The organism is Brevibacillus sp. TJ4, from assembly GCF_044627595.2.
Classification (GTDB): domain Bacteria; phylum Bacillota; class Bacilli; order Brevibacillales; family Brevibacillaceae; genus Brevibacillus.
This window is the reverse complement of sequence record NZ_CP185865.1, coordinates 4,067,076-4,084,331: the sequence shown is the minus strand read 5'-3', so window position 1 is coordinate 4,084,331 and position 17,256 is coordinate 4,067,076. Positions and strand designations below refer to the sequence as shown.

The window sequence follows — 17,256 nt, the reverse complement described above, 5'->3', positions numbered from 1 at the left end:
TTTAAAATAGAGACGCTAACGTATAATTCATACAGACAGATGGATCTCAATCGTATAGTAGGTGACGTTATGAATGGAAAGAAAACATCACGTGTAACCTTGCAGCAAGTGGCCGATCACGCAGGTGTATCCAAGTCAACCGCATCGCTGACTTTACGCGGGCATCCACGGATTCCCGCAAAGACACGTGAAAAAGTGTTAGCCTCTATGAAAAGTTTAGGTTATGTATACGATCGAGTAGCAGCTAACCTTCGCTCTCAAAGCTCTTCGACAATTGGGCTTATTATTTCGGAAATCTCCAACCCCTTTTTTTCCGAATTGGTCGAGGGCGTGCAGCAAACGCTTGATAAACAAGGATATACGGTGCTTTTGGGAGCGACTGGCGATTCACCGACAAAACAAGAAACACTCTTATTTATGATGTTGGAGTATCGAGTAGGTGGGGTGATAGTAAGTCCAGTCTCGGGCAGCTCCCATGAAAATTTGGATCAGTTGAAGCAATGGGGCATTCCGATGGTTATTGCGACGAGAGAACCGTTGCAAATGACGAATTATGACTTCGTTGGCGTGGACAATATTGCGGGATCGAAGATGGCTGTTGAATATCTGATCGCGAACGGTCACCGTCGAATCGCATTACTCGGCGGTTCTCCGCAAATATCGACGTGGAGAGACAGAAAGCAGGGGTACCTTGACGCACTCACCCAAGCCGGTATTGAAATCGACGAATCTTTGGTGATGGAAGGACCAATCACCCGAAAAGGTGGCATCGAAATCGTAGAGCGGATTTTACGGCATCCGATTCCGCCAACGGCTGCATTATGTTTTAATGACGTCGTCGCTTTAGGTGTGATGAAAGGGCTGAAGGCGGCTGGTATGCAGCCTGGACCGGATTTTTCCGTCATCGGGTTTGACAATATATCGGAGTCTGCCGTACACAGTCCAGAATTAACGACAGTATCCACCTTTCCCGACAAAATGGGGAAGCACGCGGCTGAATTGCTCCATCAACGAATCGTCGGTATGGTGGAGCCGCCGAAACGCATTATCTTGAAACCTGAACTTGTCGTCAGAGAGTCATGCAGCAGTCTCAGATTGTAAATCGTACACACCTGGTTCATGTACGTGTTTAGCTTGAATTTCCGGGAAAAGAACGGGGAAATTCGTTCGGGACTGATCCCATGAGGTGAGATGAATCCACACACCTTCAAGAGAATGCGACCATGTCATAGGATATGGGGACAACTTGGAGGTGTTTTTTTCTATGTCATTCCCGTGTGCCGGGTCTCTACGGTCCCTCGGCAGACGAGGAAGGCAGATAAACGAAAAAGAGGTTGGGCAACTGTAGTTTGTTTCCGTGCGCATGGCCAATGCAATATTCTGTTTTTTCTGAATTGACAAACGTATATCCGGAAAATTATAATGAAATCGCTTCCATTTTATTAGACCGATCTAATAAACAGCTTGGTTCTCTACAGACAAGATCATATTCAGTCGTAATGGGCAAAAACTTTTGCGGCTAGATGGTATGGAAGGGGGAATGTTTGAGTCGAAGGAATCCCTTGCATTTTTAGGGGGAAGTCAACTCTATCTGATGAAAATGAATCCCTTTGCAGTCAACGCAAGGTCAAGTAAAGAAACATTTTTTCGATTTTGTTAGATCGATCTAATCAGTCATCTCATTTCCTCGAAAGGGAGTGTAAGAAATGATATTGAAAATAACAGTTCCAATCCTTGTGACCACACTATTGTTGTCTTCAAGTGCAATACCGGTTTCAGCGGCACCGGCAGCAACTGGTGTACAAACAGAACTGATAGCTACCTCCCTCGATGGGATGGAAAAACCGTCCATTGACAACTCGAAGGGCAACAAATTGCCGCTTACCGGTTATTTCACCCGCAATGTTTCAGTGGGTGAGGAAACGCGAACGGTCAAAATCTATGTTGCGCCAGAGACGACGGTCCGCGACTATTTTACGGTCATCGCTGTCCCAGATGGTATGACCACGGAAATGTTTTTGCGAATAACAGGCTGGCTTGATATTGCCAATGAAAAATCAGAAGGCCTGTTCATACTGGAGCCTGCGGCAGATGGCTGGGGCACGGTTGAGCAAGAACTTGTCTATCTCAATGAAGCGTTCAAAATCCTGCGGGATACAACCTATTACAATACATTCGGTTTGTTTTATCTGGCCGGTTACGGAAAAGGCGGTACAGCCCTCCAGGCCTGGGCCATGGAAAATCCGCATTTCGTAATTAGTTCCGCTTTTGTGCAAACGGAGGATCTGGATGAAGCCTTCATTGCCAAGACCGGCACACAAGTCTTCCCCGAAAACAAGGACATCTCGTACAGCGAGGTTCCTGTTCCGACCTGGTTCGTGAATAAAGACCTGAATGCTGTTGAAAACCTTGTTTCGTATTGGAAAGCTGCCAATGACACTGGCGCAGAGGGAACGGACCAAAAAGATGCGCTGATGGGAAGTACCGTTTTCATGCAGGATGAGGATTCCGATAGCATCGTAACCTCCTACAGCGATGTCCGTTCGCAGGTTGCGGTTCTGGAAAAAGGGGAACATGACGTTTATAACAAAGGGTTTAGCAAGCATCTATACGAGTTTCTATCCTACTACACACGCTATGACAGCACCTCGATCAACGGCAACGTCCTTGGCGTAAGGCCAGACTATAAAAAGATGGGCGTCGAGATCAAGGAAATGGTGTTGGACGGTTACGTTCGTGAATATCTGGTTTACGTGCCGAAATCAGCTCCGAAAGAAAATATTCCGGTTGTCTATGCTCTTGCCGGAAACACGCAGCAAGCCAGGGTATTCTTCGATGCGAGCCATTGGTGGGAAGTAGCTGACAAGTACGGTTTCATGCTTGTTATGCCAAGCGAACAGTACAGCTCCTCTACAGAAGTGACTTGGAATATCTGGGGTGACTCCAATAAGCAAGATGACTTTCTGTTCCTAAAGGAAGTCATTTCACAAATTGACAAAGACTACAATACCGACCCCGGCAGGCGTTATCTTACCGGCCAATCGCTGGGCTCCATGTTCTCCAATTATGCAACCATGGTAATGCCGGAATATTTCGCCGCCGTCGGTTCCACTTCCGGTCCGTTGATGATTGAGCGAAGACCTGCTGAAGGAAAGACGGATAAAATGCCGGTTTATCTGATATTTGGTCAATATGACATCGCGAACTGGGATCACACTATCCCGGGTCAGGTCAACGATACAGTCCAATACTGGCTTGATCGAAACGGTCTGGGAGAAATGGATGATGCTGTGGTGACCACAGTAGATCGATTTACAACCTACACTTGGTATGATGAAAACGGCATCCCGATGTACAAATACACGCAGACCAAGGACAGAGCCCATAATTTTATCGTCTCTGAAGTATGGGAACTGTGGGAAGAATGGTTTTCTCGCTGGGAGATGGATAAAGAGGGAGTCCGTCATTACATCAAATAATCTAGGGGTCAAAAACTCGCTTCCAAATTGATTTTCGTCAGGAGAACATGCAACTGCTTTCTTAGCTCTTCAAATTACAAACGGGAGGGAAACCGGATGAAGTCACATCTGATAGCGAAAAACAAGGCTTTCTTGATAATGATGGTAGTCATCATGCTAGTACCAAGCTCTGTCTTTGCATCCGCTCAAAACGGAGATGGAGACAGGATCACGAAGGCTGAATTTATTGCGAAGATTTCCAGCTATTTTGCTTGGCCTCATCCGAATGACTACAAAGATATTTGGAAGGCTCCCCTGAAGCAATTCAACGATGTACAAACAACAGACCCGTATGGAAAGGAAATCGAGGCCGCTTATGAGGAAGGCATCATAGGTCCAGACGCTTTGGGCAACTTCAATCCCGAAAGCGAGATTTCCCGCCAGGATGCTGCGGTTATTTTCGCGAATGTGTTTAAAATCCAAGGCAGCAATGCGGCACCTTTTGCCGATTACCAAACAATTCGGGCGGACGCCAGGGCAAGCGTCAATGCTTTGGTAGAATGGGGCTTTATGTCCGGAAAAACAGCGAATTTGTTCAAGCCGAATGATGCCATCAAACGGTCGGAAGCAGACAAAATTTTTGACAAGATCACACAGACAATGGTTACACCTGTCCAAGCACTGCCGAAGCAGAACACTGTGGCTCCCAGACGCTATATCAAGCTGTATACTCCTACCCCGGGTGCAACCATTCACTATACTACGGACGGTACGACTCCCACCACTTCCAGCCCCGTATACACCGTCGAATCAAAGGGGCATATCAATGAGATGCTGAGTGAAAATCAATTGCCCGAACGGGAAGTCGTATACAAGGCCATCGCGGTTAAGGACGGAATGGTGGCAAGTCCGGTCCAGACCTTTACCTGGCATCTCTATCGTCCTGTGATCGATGATTTCAAGCATACGCTCATCAAGGAGAAGACACAGACAAGTCCCGCCGTATATCAACTGTATAACGATTCGGAGTCCGTCCGACCAATGGCTTGGTATGTGGAAGGGCAAAACAAGGGCATCCTGTTCGATGCTTTGCAGACGAGAGCCGACGTCAAAAACCTGAAAGAGTATATCGACCAAAATATCGCGAAAAAACCGTATTCGGTAGTCGTCGGGCACACACATGGGGATCATATGGCACAGGTCCCTAATTTCGTCCACGACCATGATATCTATGTAAATGAACGGGGATGGTCGGCTATTGGCGTCCAGGTCTTGCACAACCCGGAAGATCAGGCGAAGATTCAGAATATCGACGAGGGCCATGTGATTGATCTGGGTGGCAGCAAACTGTACGCGTATGCCTTGCCGGGGCACGACCACAGCGATATCATTCTTCAAGACAAGGAGAACGGGCTGATTTTCGCATCCGACGTCTACGGCTGCACACGAGCTGGCTCTGCCGACAATGTGAATATATCAGGGGTACGTACGGACCTTTTCCTTTCACTTACCCAGCAAACGTATTCGAATTTCAAAAAAGACGGCGGAAAGATCATTCAGATTTTTACCGGGCACGACGAATTGCCACTTGATGCTAGTCACCTCGGGCGCTATGAGGCAGCCTTGCAGCAGGTGATTGACAAAGGCGAAGCGGGGACTTCTCCCACCCTTCGCGGAAATAATGATGCTCCGAACAGCCGGACGACAATCATTGGAGACATGTGGAAGGACGGAACGAATTGGATCGCCATCAAACTTCCCGGAATCAAGGGAGACGACACGGAATATCTGACTTCATCGCCAATCAACTACAATGGCAAGGACGGGTACATGAAATATTCCGTACTCTCCAACATTGAAATCGAAGGCGGAGAGCTTGTGGGCAAGACAGTCCAGTGGGCACCTGAGTCCGAACCTTTCAACTGGGCGGGAAGCACCATATCGGTGAGCAACTCCCTCCCAGACAAGTTTGATCCATGGTCCTATGACTACACGATCAAAGTCCCTGCCTCTAACGAACACATAACGATCACCCCGATCACCATGTCGACACAGGTCAAGTCGATCAGGATAAACGGAAAAAAGGTTGAATACGGTTCGAGGAACAAGATTTCCGTTTCGGATGGTACGGTAATCAAGATCGAGATTGTAGCGCCGGACAATGTGACGACAAGTACGTATACGTTTACTGTGGAGAAGGAGCTTGGTTGATTTGATTCAGCAAAAGGACACAACCGTGAGAACGGTATTGTGTTCTTTTTTGCTGATTGAACCGGCAATTGTTCCTTGCTTACTAGTAACAGCCAGTCTAACACTCTTTATTTGCTCAATTCGGCATTTGCCCGAGTGAATCGCGAAGACGCCTGATATCTCGAATCGGGGGCAGGCCAAACATTCGGGCATATTCCCTGTTGAATTGCGAGGGGCTTTCATACCCGACCTGAAAACCTGCATCCGCTGCATCTACCGCCTCTGTGAGCATGATGCGCCGAGCCTCTTGCAATCTGAGCTGTTTCTGGTATTGAAGGGGGCTCATGGCGGTGATTTCCTTGAAGTGATGATGTAAGGAGGATTGGCTCATGTTTACAGCGGCAGATAGCCGTGCGATTTGGAGAGGCTGATTGTATTCACGTTCGATCAACTGAACGACCTGTGCGATTCTCTCGGCATGACTTCCGATCATGGTGAACTGTTTCATGGATTGACCCAGCTCACCTTGAAGAATTCGATAAAGAATTTCTTGTGTGATCAGCGGTGCCATTACGGGAATATCATCCGGTGTATCCAGGAGGCGAACAAGCCTGACGACAGCATCAAGGAGTAAATGGTTCATTTTGCTTATGAAGAGGGCTCTCTGTGAATCCGTTGTTTTGGGAGGGCTTTTTTCACTTCGCTTGACCAAATCGAAAAGTTGCTGCTTATCAAAGTTCAGTCGCAGACACAGATAGGGACTCTCCGGCGAGGCCTCAAGCACTTGACCGGAAACGGGCAATTGCAAGGAAACCACGAGATAGCTGGTTGGGTCGTAGAGATAGCCTTCACTTCCCAGCATCATCATTTTTTTACCTTGAGCGACAATACAGAGCGCAGGTTCGTGTATCGAGTAGATCCGTTCGGTCTCTTCAGAGGATCGTATCAACTGTAGGTCCGGAATGCTTGTGGTGTGTGTGCCGTCTATGCCTGTGTATTTTTCGATGTAGGCTATGAGCTCACTTAGCAGTTCGTTTCCGCGTCCGCCGTTGTCTACCTTCATGTTATTGGTGTGCCTCCCCCTTGCGTCGCATTTGGTTCCATACTAATAAACTTCGTAGGAATAGGCAATAACGCGAGAATATCCGGCTACCGTACCCTTGTAGACTGGCTTCATAATGAAAATATCCCAAACGGCATCAGCCAAAGGGAGATCCATACAAAAGGTGAAGCTGCTGCTGGCCCTGCTTCTGACTATCACTGTCTGCACATCCAGGCAAACAAATCGAGGCAGGATCAGGTGAGAGAAAAGAGGGTGAGTACAGAAATGGAGCAACGTAAACATGCGGGTAAGAACCTTCATCCCTATGTAGGAATGTGGGTTACAAAGGACGGGTATATCCGTCACGAACTATTGCCAAACGGACGTTATGACGAAGCGCGCGGCAATCGAAAAAGCGCCTACCAAGGCCGTTACTTTGTAAATGGCGATCACATCGAGTACGTAGATGATACAGGGTTTACGGCCGATGGCGATTTTCGGAACGGGATTCTCTATCATGCCGGAATGATTCTGTATCGCGAGGAATGACATGTGATTGCTCGGTCACAGCAGGTTATGAAAAATTATCGGCGAATTTCTATTCCGCCTTCCGCGATTGCCCAAGCGATCTCGTTTGCAATCGGGCAGCCGCCTGAAGTGGATGTGAATGAGATGATCGTAAGGCCGACCGCCAGTACCGCGTGAAGCCGCAGATCCATCTAACCCTTTTGCTATGAATCCGGACCGAGACAAATCAAGACACCTTCAAGAAAATGCGACCATGTCATAGGATATGGGGGCAACTTGGAGGTGTTTTTTTCTATCAACAGTTTCTTGATCGGGTATCGAAAAAGGAGCACTCAGGGAGCAAATTTACATTTGCAACGAATTAATTCAGAATAGTCATATCCGCCACCTATTTTTTTAATTAGTGAAAATGGACAGTATTTCCCCAAACAAGGAGGGGGCTTAATGAACAATGAGAGAAAGCCCGACCCGATACATGATCGGGCTTTTTGTCATTTCATCAAGACTTGATCCCCAAACTCCGCTTCTTGCGTACCAATGTAGAGATGTTGATTCCCAGCCGGTCAGCGCATTCCTGCATCGTGCGCGTTTCCCGCAAGACCCGTTGAATGTACTCCCGCTCAAAACGATCTACGGCCTCTTTCAAAGGCAGTGACTGATCCATTTTGGCCAGCTGCAAGGGGAGAGACGCCTGCTGCGATTTGCGAATGGAGGCAGGGAGCTGATCGAGGGTGATCTTTCCGTTTTCACTCATGTGATACGAGCGCTCGACGACGTTTTTCAGCTCACGCGTATTTCCGGGCCATTCGTATTCCATGAACGCCTCCAGCGCTTCGCTCTCGATGCGCATGTCCTGCTTGTATTTTTTCTCGAGCATCTTTAAAAAGTAAAAGATCAGGGCGGGGATGTCATCACGACGCTCGCGCAGGGGAGGCACGGAGATGGATAGCACGTTGAGCCGGTAGTAGAGATCTTGCCGGAACTGCTTGCGCTCGACCATCTCTTCGAGGTCACTGTTGGTCGCAGCGATGATTCGCATGTTGACCTGGCGTGCTGTTTTCCCCCCTAACCTCCGAATCTTTCCATCCTGCAACACATTGAGCAGCTTGACCTGAAGGGGAAAGGGAAGATCGCCTACTTCATCGAGGAAAATGGTTCCGCTGTGGGCAAGCTCCAAAAGCCCTTCCTTGGATTGGCTCGCCCCCGTAAACGCACCTTTTTCGTATCCGAACAGCTCCGATTCAAGAAGGTGATCGGGTATGGCTCCACAGTTGATTTTGATCAAATCTCCCGTTCTTCCGCTTTTGGCATGAATGTAGTTTGCCAGGACGTCCTTGCCGACACCTGATTCCCCCAGCAGCAGGACAGGGGAGTCATTTTCAGCAAATCGCTGTGCCAGGGAGACGATGCGGTGCATGACGTTGCTTCGATAGATCAGCTGCCCTTCGAAATCGATCTCATTTTGGATCTGCTCCAAAGCCTGTTGAAAGGCAGAGTTGATCTGACGGGTCTCTTCCAGTTCCTGCTGAAGTTGATTCAGCTCCGTAATGTCGCGGACGTTTCCTACGACAAACAACAGCTCCTGGTTTTCATCGAGCAGGGGCGTAGCTGTGTTGATCGCTTTTCTGCCGTTCGCGTATTCAATCATTACGCTGTGGACTTGCTTCGTTTGGATGGCGAGAGCGGCTGAGGAATCCGGGACCATATGCATTTCTTTTTGCTCGATAAAGCTGTACCGATTCAATACCTCTGCCGGAACGCCCGTGATGTGCAAATACGCCTCGTTGTAGAGAAGGACATAGCCATTCTTGTCGCAGATAGCCAGTCCGTCGTGGGAGGTATGGAAGATCGTCGTTATCAATTTGACGAGCTCGTCATTGTCACTGGCTTGAAAGTATTGGGTTTGGTACATAATGAGCCCCCCTTGAAACGCCCTAGTAATCGGAATAATCAGAATTGATCATCGATGCGCGAAAATGCATATGCAAAATTGACTATTTTTCATTCGATACCTGATCAATCCGGTGAAATTTCGCCTGGCATGCTACTTGCTGTAAGAATTTGCTGGAATGAATCGGAAAGAGAGGGATGTATGAATGTCTCCATTATATCAGGTATTGACTCCAGAGGGTGGGCTCTTGCACGACATCGAGGGACAGCTGGACGAAGCCACCATGATCAGCATGCTGGAAAATATGCTGCTCGTACGCCTGTTTGACCGCAAATGCATCAACCTGCAGCGGCAGGGACGCATGGGCACCTATGCTCCTTTTGAAGGACAGGAAGCATCGCAGGTAGGCAGCGCCATGGCCCTTACTCCCGGCGACTGGCTCTTCCCGACGTATCGGGATCATGCAGCGGCGATTGTCCATGGCCAATCCATGATGAGGGTGTTTCTGTACTGGATGGGACATATGGAAGGAAGCATAAGTCCCAATCATTTGAATATCATGCCTCCATGCGTGCCGATTGCGACCCAGATGGTGCATGCCGTGGGGACAGCATGGGCGAGCAAGCTGCAAGACGAAAAACACGTGAGTCTCGCCTACTTTGGAGACGGCGCCACCTCCGAAGGGGACTTCCATGAAGCATTGAACTTTGCAGGTGTTTTCAAAACGCCAACGATATTCTTCTGCCAAAACAACGGGTTTGCGATCAGTGTCCCATTTGAGCAGCAATCCGCTTCCAAAACCATTGCACAACGCGCAGCCGCGTATGACATCCCAGGCGTACGAATCGATGGAAACGACATCTTCGCCGTTTGGCTCACGATGAAAAAAGCGATCGAGCGTGCACTCGCGGGGGAAGGCCCGACGCTGATCGAAGCGATGACTTTCCGTTACGGCGCCCATACCACTGCCGATGACCCCAAAAAATACAGGGATCAGGAGAGACTGTCGGAAGAGTGGCGGCAAGAGCGAGATCCGATTCAGCGGCTTCGGGTTTATCTGGAGAAGCTCGGCCTCTGGAACGAGAAAAAAGAAAGCGATTTCATTGCGAGTGCAGGAGCAAAAATCGATGCCGCCTTGGCGGAGGCAGAGAGCTATCCGAAATCACGTCCAGAAGAGATGTTCAAGCACGTCTATGCAGAACCTACCTGGATGGCGACGGAACAGGAAAAAGAACTCGTGCAGCCGGCCAAACAGGAGGGAATCCCGGCATGAAACGCAAACTGACCATGATTCAGGCGATTACGGAAGCGATGGATCAAAAAATGGCGGAGGATTCACGCGTCATGCTCCTGGGTGAGGACGTGGGGGTAAATGGCGGTGTGTTCCGCGCGACGGAGGGCCTGCTTCAGAAATACGGGGCGAATCGTGTCGTCGATACGCCGCTGTCCGAAGCGGGGATCATCGGATCTGCCATCGGGCTCGCCATGAACGGAATGCTTCCGGTCGTGGAAATTCAATTCCTCGCGTTTATCTATCCAGGCTTTGAACAGATTGTGTCCCACGCTGCGCGGATGCGTTACCGAACACGCGGCCAGTACCATGTGCCGATGGTCATTCGCACGCCGTACGGTGCAGGTATTCGCGGACCTGAGCTTCACTCGGAGAGCGTGGAATCGTTTTTCGCGCATGTGCCCGGCGTAAAGGTAGTGGCCCCGAGCAATCCCTATGACGCAAAAGGCTTGTTGATTGCAGCGATGGAAGACCCGGACCCGGTCATTTTTCTCGAGCCCACGAAACTGTATCGAGCCTTCAAGGAAGAGGTTCCGGAAGAAATGTACAGGGTTCCGATCGGCCAGGCGAAGGTTGTACGGGAAGGAATGGATGTGTCTATCTTTGCTTGGGGAGCCATGCTCCGGGTAGCAGATGAGGCAGCCAGACAGATCGAACGCGAGCAAGGAGTCAGCTGTGAGGTGGTGGACCTGCGCACGATCTACCCGTTGGATCGGGATGTCATCGTGCAGTCGGTGAAAAAGACAGGGCGCGCGATCGTCGTCCACGAAGCGCACAAGACGGCAGGCATGGGGGCAGAGATTATTTCCATCATCAATGATGAGGCCTTGATTTACCTGAAGGCACCCGTAAAGCGGATTACCGGCTTTGATGTGCCGGTTCCCCAATTCAGCATCGAGGATGACTATCTGCCAACACCTGGCCGTGTGATGAGCGGAATCATGGAAACGTTTACGTACTAGGAGAAGGAGCGAGCGCCATGGTCGAGTTTAAACTTCCCGACGTGGGAGAAGGCATGCACGAAGGGGAAATCATCAAGATTCTGGTGAAGCCGGGAGATGCGGTCGAGCAAGACCAGCCCGTGATTGAAGTACAGACGGATAAGGTGAACGCAGAGCTTTCCGCACCCGTGACGGGCGTCATCAAGGAAATTCGCATTGCTGAGGGAGAGACAGTCGAAGTGGGGACCACTCTGCTGGTCATTGAGCAGTCTGCCGGATCAGCCAAGGAGGGAGCGGCTGCGACTCAGGAAGCCGTGAGAACGGAGGAAAAAGGGGAGGCAAGTACACCTCGTCACGTGACTTCCCGACCAACCCGCGCACTTGCGACTCCGTACGTTCGCCAAATGGCTCGCGAGATGAAGATCGATATTGAAAAAGTCGCGGGGACAGGTGCAGCAGGGCGAGTGACGGAGGAAGATTTGCGCCAATACGCTGCCGCTGCTTCGACCAAGCCAGCAAAACGAACCATCGTTCCAGCAGCGAACAGTGAGGCGGTCACAGCCCCGGTGGAGAAGATTTCTGTGGGGAAGCATGCTGGGGAATCGATGTCCCGGATCGATCGAATCCCGATGAAAGGAATCCGCAAGAAAATCGCGGAACATATGACAAAGTCAGTGACGATCATTCCTCATGTGACTTCCGTAGATGAGATGGAGATGGATCAGCTCCGTGGCTTGCGTGAACAAATGCTGCCCCTTGCGCAAAAACGAAACATCAAACTGACGTTCCTTCCTTTTTTTATCAAGGCGTTGGTGATTGCGCTCAAAGAATTCCCCGTGCTCAATGCGTCCATCGATGATGCTGCCCAAGAAATTTTGCTGAAGCGCTTCTACCATATCGGAGTGGCGACAGACACACCGGATGGGCTGATTGTGCCGGTCATCAAGGACGCAGATCGAAAATCCATATTTCAGTTGGCTGAGGAGATCGCCCAACTGGCTGAGCTGGCTCGTGCCGGCAAACTGACGCTGGAGCAGATCACTGGCGGGACTTTTACCATCAGCAATGTCGGGCCGATCGGCGGTCTGCAAGCCAATCCGATCATCAACCATCCCGAAGTGGCGATCATCGCCTTGCACAAAATGGAGAAGCGCTGGGTCGTGCGAGAGGATGAAGGGGTCATTCGCTGGATGATGAATTTCTCTCTGTCTTTTGATCATCGCCTGATCGACGGAGTGACGGCGGTGAGGTTTACCAATCGGATCAAGGAATTGCTGGAAAATCCTACTCTATTGTTTGCGGAGATGGTATAGATGGTAGTCGGTGAAGTCGCAGTAGAAACGGATGTAGTCGTGATCGGAGGAGGACCAGGCGGATACGCAGCCGCGATTCGCCTGGGGCAATTGGGCAAGTCTGTCGTCCTGGTGGAAAAGGCAGAACTCGGCGGTGTCTGCTTGAATCGAGGCTGCATCCCATCAAAAGCCTTGATCCATGCAGCGGGGGAGTATCACAAGCTCGCGAGTCTGTCCAAGCTGGGGATCGAGCTGCCGGAAGGGGTCGTTTCGTTTCACATGTCAAAGTGGCAGGCGTGGAAAGAATCCATTGTTTCGCGATTGAGTCTGGGTGTCGAACACCTCTGCCAAGCAAATGGCGTGACGGTGGTGAAAGGAGCAGCGGCGTTCTTGTCCGAGGATCGGATTGGGGTAGAGACCGGCGGGGATTTCGAGACGTACAAGTTCCGGCAGGCGATCGTCGCCACAGGGTCCCGCCCGTATATCCCTTCGTTTTTGGAACCGGATCATGTGTATCTCCTCGATTCCACGGATGCCCTGAAGCTGCAGGAGATCCCCCGGACACTCGCCATCGTGGGCGGTGGATACATCGGGATGGAGCTCGGGCTGGCATTCGCCAAGCTGGGCACCAGAGTGACTGTGGTCGAAGCGGCTGGCACAATTCTCCCGCAGACCGCCCCGCATCTTTCGGCAGAGGTTTTGAAGCAAGCGAAAAAGCTCGGGATAACCGTGAAAACGGGTACCGCAGTGGAGACGGCGGACGTGAGCAGTGGCAAGGTCGTGCTGGATATCCGAACTTCGCAAAACGTGCGAGAGCAGCTCACCACCGACAAAGCTCTCATCACGATTGGTCGTGTTCCCAACACAGAGGACATCGGCCTTGCGCAAGCTCAAGTCACGGTAAACGAACGAGGGTATATCCCAGTGGATACGACGTGCCGTACGAACAATCCGCATATTTTCGCGATCGGAGATGTTACGCCGGGGCCGGCTCTGGCGCATCGTGCTTCCAAGCAGGGAATCGTCGCAGCGGAGGCGATCGCGGGTCTGCCTAGCAGTATGGACTCTCCCTTTGTTCCCTATGTCATTTTCACCGAACCGCAAATCGCAGGGGTCGGGATGACTGAGGAAGAAGCGAAGCAGCAGGGCTATCAGGTCAAGGTGGCCTCCTTTCCCTATCGGGCGAATGGAAAGGCGCTGGCAATCGATGCCAAGGAAGGGTTCGCTGAAGTGATCGTCGACGAACACACCCATCTTCTGCTGGGCATGCATGTCGCGGGGGAAGACGCGTCCAACCTGATCGCGGAAGGAGCTCTTGCGCTGGAAATGGCTGCGCGAGTGGAGGATGTGGCACTTACCATGCATCCTCATCCGACTCTGAGCGAGGTCTGGCTGGAAGCAGCCGAAGCCGCACTCGGTCACGCCATTCATATCGTCAACAAGCCAAAACTGACTACCTCTTAAAAGGTCTGTCACACAGAGAGTCTGCCGGGAACTTCCGCGCAGCTCTTTTTCTTTCAAAGTACCAATAACAGAATGGCAACCCTTGGCGTTTATCAGTTCTCATTTACAGTCCCATGATCAGCGCGGCTTACTTTAAAATATCATTCTCATTCTCAGGCGTTGGAGTTCTTTGCGAAAAGCGATGAGCTCGTTTTCTTCAAGTGAACGATTGTCCTTCTCTTTGAACGACCCCGTCGTCTGAGCTTGCTTGATCCATCGGTCAAAAGCCGAGGTCGTGAGGTCAGTACATGCAGACAGAGGTTAGAGAGATTTCGTAGTGCCTTAGCCAAAAGCGAATACATTCACTGTGACCACCTCTCATTATGTTGCCGAAGAAACCAGGTATCATGTTAAAATGAAGGGACAAGCCACGTTCGGACGAATTTTTGGAGCATGTGCGCGGATTGAAGCAAAAAAATCTAGCGGTCGAGCTGCTGTGCAGGTTAGTTTAAGGCAAGGGGAAGGCTGTATCGCGTACTAGTCTCGTTCATTGTGGGCACGAAGGATGTTTTTAAAAAAGAGGCCTCTTTATGTATCAGTCAGGATATACTTGCAAAATAAGGAAGAGCATTCGGGTGCAAAAGAGTCAATTGATTTTGTAGGCTATTGGTTTTCCAGTGCGAATGTGTAGCGCACACGAATTCCCTGGGAGATTCGCACCCGAAAAACGGATAGAAATGCTCTTTGTTTGTCTGATTTCTCTCATTATCGTAAATGTAAATATGGAATTAGGTTGATTTTGATTACAAATACGAAAAAGAAAGCATATTTAGATTGAAAATTCGCTGTCGCATCCTACGCGGATGCGTGGATTGAAATAGAAAATTCGGAGGGAAATGGGAATACCGCATTCGTCGCATCCTACGCGGATGCGTGGATTGAAATTCCAAACGTCTGTTCCACGAACAAATATCCCCGTAGGTCGCATCCTACGCGGATGCGTGGATTGAAATCTGATGAGCTGTTGCAGGATGAGCGGGGCATCGCGTCGCATCCTACGCGGATGCGTGGATTGAAATCACGCTTGGAGAGGACTATGTCCGCAAGTCTTTGTCGCATCCTACGCGGATGCGTGGATTGAAATCTGAAGTGAGAAAGATGAGTAACAGATTCAGTTAGTCGCATCCTACGCGGATGCGTGGATTGAAATTGTGTGGGCGAGTGGTCCGGGGGATGTGTACCCGCGTCGCATCCTACGCGGATGCGTGGATTGAAATATTCAGACGTTGTTGAAGCCAGCGGACTGTAAAGGGGTCGCATCCTACGCGGATGCGTGGATTGAAATAGGTGGGCATGTCTGCGGCCAGATCGGTTCACTCGTCGCATCCTACGCGGATGCGTGGATTGAAATCGTTTCGAATCCGATGAAATTTCGGCCAGTTCGGAGTCGCATCCTACGCGGATGCGTGGATTGAAATAGCGATACATTGAAAATGCTAATAAATATGAAGGGTCGCATCCTATGCGGATGCGTGGATTGAAATAATTTGATCGGAACGAAATTCGTGCAGCAGGAATCGTCGCATCCTATGCGGATGCGTGGATTGTAATAACGAAGGAGGTGGTGCTGCCGGCGGTGACGGAGGGTCGCATCCTACGCGGATGCGTGGATTGAAATAGCGTCCTCGACCAAGACGTCCTGACAGCCGTCATGGTCCCATCCTACGCAGATACGTAGCTTAAAATATTGTTCTAATCGCCCTGGGCCAGGTCGCATCCAACATATGCTAACCCCCCATACCAAACAGTCCACTGCTTATCCAGGCGGACTGTTTCGCTTTTCTTGGGATGAACCCGATTCTTTTCAAAACGGAAGGGGAGATTGCAGCAGCATGATGATTTGCCTCGGAGTGAACAGGGTGAAATGCTTGAAGTTCTTGATGAAGTGCGCTTGGTCGTAGTAGCCGTGCTCGCTGGTGATACTGCCAATTGACCGCCATGACAAAAATCAATCCACTCGTCAGGTGGGTAACTTTTTCATGATCACGATCTTTGAATGCTCTGCTTAAAGCGAAAAACTGTTTCCATTCATTGCAAAGATATGGCACAGACCTCGTTTCTCGCTGGTAGTGCAAAAAATTGTTGTTGACAGGACACTAAATGGTGTCATATCATCAAAACGTCACCATTTGGTGTCCTATTATGGGGTCGTGATACGGATTTGCGAATATCCTTCGGTTTTCATATGCTTCACAATATATCGCCTCGTGGGCCTACGCCTGAAGAGCCGTGTACTTTAAGGAGGTGGTGAAAGTAACGGCTGTCCCTTGGTATACTACAGCAATAGATCTCTACTACATAAAACGATTATGGAGAGGGTAGCTGTGAACGAGAACAACCAGATGCGGGATGTATTTGACGCGATTGCAGATCCAACCAGGCGTCAACTGATTGCTCTGTTGGCAGAGGCTGAGGAGAAACCGCTGCATGAGTTGACGGCACAGTTTCAAATGGGCCGGACAGCGGTATCCAAGCATTTGACAATCCTCAAAGAGGCCGGGCTGGTACATGACCGTAAAGTCGGCAGAGAAACGCGATTTAGACTCAACGCCTCCCCGCTCAAGGAAGTCCAAGATTGGGTGGCTTTTTACAGCAAGTACTGGAGCATGAATATGCTGCGCTTACAGCAACTATTAGAGGAGGAAGAAGAATGAGTTTGACATTATCTATGGATTTTCAGTTCACGACATCGATCGAGAAGCTGTGGTCTGCCGTAACCGATTCCAGCAAGCTGGCCAAGTGGATTGCGGAAAATGATTTTAAGCCTGTCGTCGGACACCGTTTTCAGTTTCGCCATCAGCCGAACGAATATTGGGATGGCATCGTAAACGGCGAAGTGCTGATCGTGGACGAGCCAAACAGCTTGGCCTATTCCTGGGCGACCGGAGACGAGAAGCATATGGTCACGCTGACGCTCCAGGATTTGGGGGACGGAAAGGTGAACCTTCATCTCGAACAAACCGGATTCTCCAATGCTCACGGACTCGCAGGCGCCAAGTACGGCTGGAGTGAATGGATCGGCGAGCTTGAAAAAGTGTTGGAACAATAGCATCTTCTCCACAGCCACACGAATGGGGACGGATCGTTGAAAACGGTTTGACCCGAACCACTCTAAACCGA

14 protein-coding genes, 1 pseudogene and 1 CRISPR repeat array are annotated in these 17,256 nt (G+C 50.2%); of the genes and pseudogenes, 11 read left to right on the top strand and 4 right to left on the bottom strand.

Features of this window, described 5'->3' with window-relative positions; all coding sequences use genetic code 11:
- Positions 1-69: 69 nt before the first annotated feature.
- From ACAF76_RS19995 to ACAF76_RS19985, 3 genes are all read left to right on the top strand, one after another.
- Entirely contained in the window at positions 70-1,101 is a 1,032-nt protein-coding gene (locus ACAF76_RS19995; protein ID WP_400164600.1) for a LacI family DNA-binding transcriptional regulator, read from the top strand.
- A gap of 605 nt (positions 1,102-1,706) precedes the next feature.
- On the top strand, positions 1,707-3,479 hold the full coding sequence (locus ACAF76_RS19990; protein ID WP_400164599.1) for an alpha/beta hydrolase family esterase: 1,773 nt from the start codon (positions 1,707-1,709) through the stop codon (positions 3,477-3,479).
- A 96-nt stretch (positions 3,480-3,575) separates the two neighbouring features.
- Positions 3,576-5,669 (top strand): S-layer homology domain-containing protein, encoded by a 2,094-nt coding sequence (locus tag ACAF76_RS19985; protein ID WP_400164598.1) that lies wholly within the window; start codon positions 3,576-3,578, stop codon positions 5,667-5,669.
- A gap of 115 nt (positions 5,670-5,784) precedes the next feature.
- Here ACAF76_RS19985 and ACAF76_RS19980 read toward each other — a convergent pair whose 3' ends face one another.
- Complete coding sequence (locus ACAF76_RS19980; RefSeq protein WP_400164597.1) at positions 5,785-6,711, bottom strand: AraC family transcriptional regulator N-terminal domain-containing protein; 927 nt, start codon at positions 6,709-6,711, stop codon at positions 5,785-5,787.
- Between the two features lie 264 nt (positions 6,712-6,975).
- Here ACAF76_RS19980 and ACAF76_RS19975 point away from each other — a divergent pair, with 264 nt between their 5' ends.
- Positions 6,976-7,239: an Atu4866 domain-containing protein gene (locus tag ACAF76_RS19975; protein ID WP_400164596.1), complete on the top strand. Its 264-nt coding sequence runs from the start codon at positions 6,976-6,978 to the stop codon at positions 7,237-7,239.
- A 3-nt stretch (positions 7,240-7,242) separates the two neighbouring features.
- Positions 7,243-7,395 carry a hypothetical protein gene (locus tag ACAF76_RS19970; protein ID WP_421617300.1) on the top strand — a complete coding sequence of 51 codons (153 nt, stop codon included), beginning with the start codon at positions 7,243-7,245 and terminating at the stop codon, positions 7,393-7,395.
- Between the two features lie 322 nt (positions 7,396-7,717).
- On the opposite strand, the gene ACAF76_RS19965 is transcribed toward ACAF76_RS19970, so the two are convergent.
- Positions 7,718-9,130, bottom strand: coding sequence for a sigma-54 interaction domain-containing protein (locus tag ACAF76_RS19965; protein WP_400164594.1), 1,413 nt, complete (start codon positions 9,128-9,130; stop codon positions 7,718-7,720).
- Between the two features lie 184 nt (positions 9,131-9,314).
- Between ACAF76_RS19965 and pdhA the strand changes: the two genes are divergently transcribed.
- The 4 genes from pdhA to lpdA are packed head-to-tail and all read left to right on the top strand — an operon-like array spanning position 9,315 to position 14,097.
- Positions 9,315-10,382: a pyruvate dehydrogenase (acetyl-transferring) E1 component subunit alpha gene (gene pdhA, locus ACAF76_RS19960; RefSeq protein WP_400164593.1), complete on the top strand. Its 1,068-nt coding sequence runs from the start codon at positions 9,315-9,317 to the stop codon at positions 10,380-10,382.
- Positions 10,379-11,362 carry an alpha-ketoacid dehydrogenase subunit beta gene (locus ACAF76_RS19955; protein WP_400164592.1) on the top strand — a complete coding sequence of 328 codons (984 nt, stop codon included), beginning with the start codon at positions 10,379-10,381 and terminating at the stop codon, positions 11,360-11,362. The genes pdhA and ACAF76_RS19955 overlap by 4 nt, the downstream gene beginning before the upstream one ends.
- 17 nt (positions 11,363-11,379) lie before the next feature.
- The gene (locus ACAF76_RS19950) at positions 11,380-12,654 is read left to right on the top strand and encodes a dihydrolipoamide acetyltransferase family protein (protein ID WP_400164591.1); all 1,275 of its coding nucleotides are present in this window, start codon (positions 11,380-11,382) and stop codon (positions 12,652-12,654) included.
- On the top strand, positions 12,655-14,097 hold the full coding sequence (gene lpdA, locus ACAF76_RS19945) for a dihydrolipoyl dehydrogenase (protein ID WP_400164590.1): 1,443 nt from the start codon (positions 12,655-12,657) through the stop codon (positions 14,095-14,097).
- A gap of 130 nt (positions 14,098-14,227) precedes the next feature.
- Here lpdA and ACAF76_RS19940 read toward each other — a convergent pair.
- Positions 14,228-14,379, bottom strand: a pseudogene (locus tag ACAF76_RS19940) (IS3 family transposase); the annotation flags it as partial.
- 544 nt (positions 14,380-14,923) lie between these two features.
- A CRISPR array of direct repeats spans positions 14,924-15,822; the repeat unit is 32 nt; unit sequence GTCGCATCCTACGCGGATGCGTGGATTGAAAT.
- A gap of 118 nt (positions 15,823-15,940) precedes the next feature.
- Complete coding sequence (locus tag ACAF76_RS19935) at positions 15,941-16,081, bottom strand: hypothetical protein (protein ID WP_400164589.1); 141 nt, start codon at positions 16,079-16,081, stop codon at positions 15,941-15,943.
- A gap of 379 nt (positions 16,082-16,460) precedes the next feature.
- On the opposite strand from ACAF76_RS19935, the gene ACAF76_RS19930 reads away from it, so the two are divergent.
- Together ACAF76_RS19930 and ACAF76_RS19925 are read left to right on the top strand one after the other, a co-directional pair.
- On the top strand, positions 16,461-16,790 hold the full coding sequence (locus ACAF76_RS19930; protein ID WP_400164588.1) for an ArsR/SmtB family transcription factor: 330 nt from the start codon (positions 16,461-16,463) through the stop codon (positions 16,788-16,790).
- The gene (locus tag ACAF76_RS19925) at positions 16,787-17,185 is read left to right on the top strand and encodes an SRPBCC domain-containing protein (protein WP_400164587.1); all 399 of its coding nucleotides are present in this window, start codon (positions 16,787-16,789) and stop codon (positions 17,183-17,185) included. The genes ACAF76_RS19930 and ACAF76_RS19925 overlap by 4 nt, the downstream gene beginning before the upstream one ends.
- Positions 17,186-17,256: the final 71 nt, after the last annotated feature.

Coding starts and splice junctions, on each gene's coding strand:
- ACAF76_RS19955 (WP_400164592.1), top strand. CDS start 10,379: ATGAAACGCAAACTGACCATGATTCAGGCGATTACGGAAGCGATGGAT.
- ACAF76_RS19985 (WP_400164598.1), top strand. CDS start 3,576: ATGAAGTCACATCTGATAGCGAAAAACAAGGCTTTCTTGATAATGATG.
- ACAF76_RS19990 (WP_400164599.1), top strand. CDS start 1,707: ATGATATTGAAAATAACAGTTCCAATCCTTGTGACCACACTATTGTTG.
- ACAF76_RS19975 (WP_400164596.1), top strand. CDS start 6,976: ATGGAGCAACGTAAACATGCGGGTAAGAACCTTCATCCCTATGTAGGA.
- ACAF76_RS19950 (WP_400164591.1), top strand. CDS start 11,380: ATGGTCGAGTTTAAACTTCCCGACGTGGGAGAAGGCATGCACGAAGGG.
- ACAF76_RS19995 (WP_400164600.1), top strand. CDS start 70: ATGAATGGAAAGAAAACATCACGTGTAACCTTGCAGCAAGTGGCCGAT.
- lpdA (WP_400164590.1), top strand. CDS start 12,655: ATGGTAGTCGGTGAAGTCGCAGTAGAAACGGATGTAGTCGTGATCGGA.
- ACAF76_RS19980 (WP_400164597.1), bottom strand. CDS start 6,711: ATGAAGGTAGACAACGGCGGACGCGGAAACGAACTGCTAAGTGAGCTC.
- ACAF76_RS19965 (WP_400164594.1), bottom strand. CDS start 9,130: ATGTACCAAACCCAATACTTTCAAGCCAGTGACAATGACGAGCTCGTC.
- ACAF76_RS19925 (WP_400164587.1), top strand. CDS start 16,787: ATGAGTTTGACATTATCTATGGATTTTCAGTTCACGACATCGATCGAG.
- pdhA (WP_400164593.1), top strand. CDS start 9,315: ATGTCTCCATTATATCAGGTATTGACTCCAGAGGGTGGGCTCTTGCAC.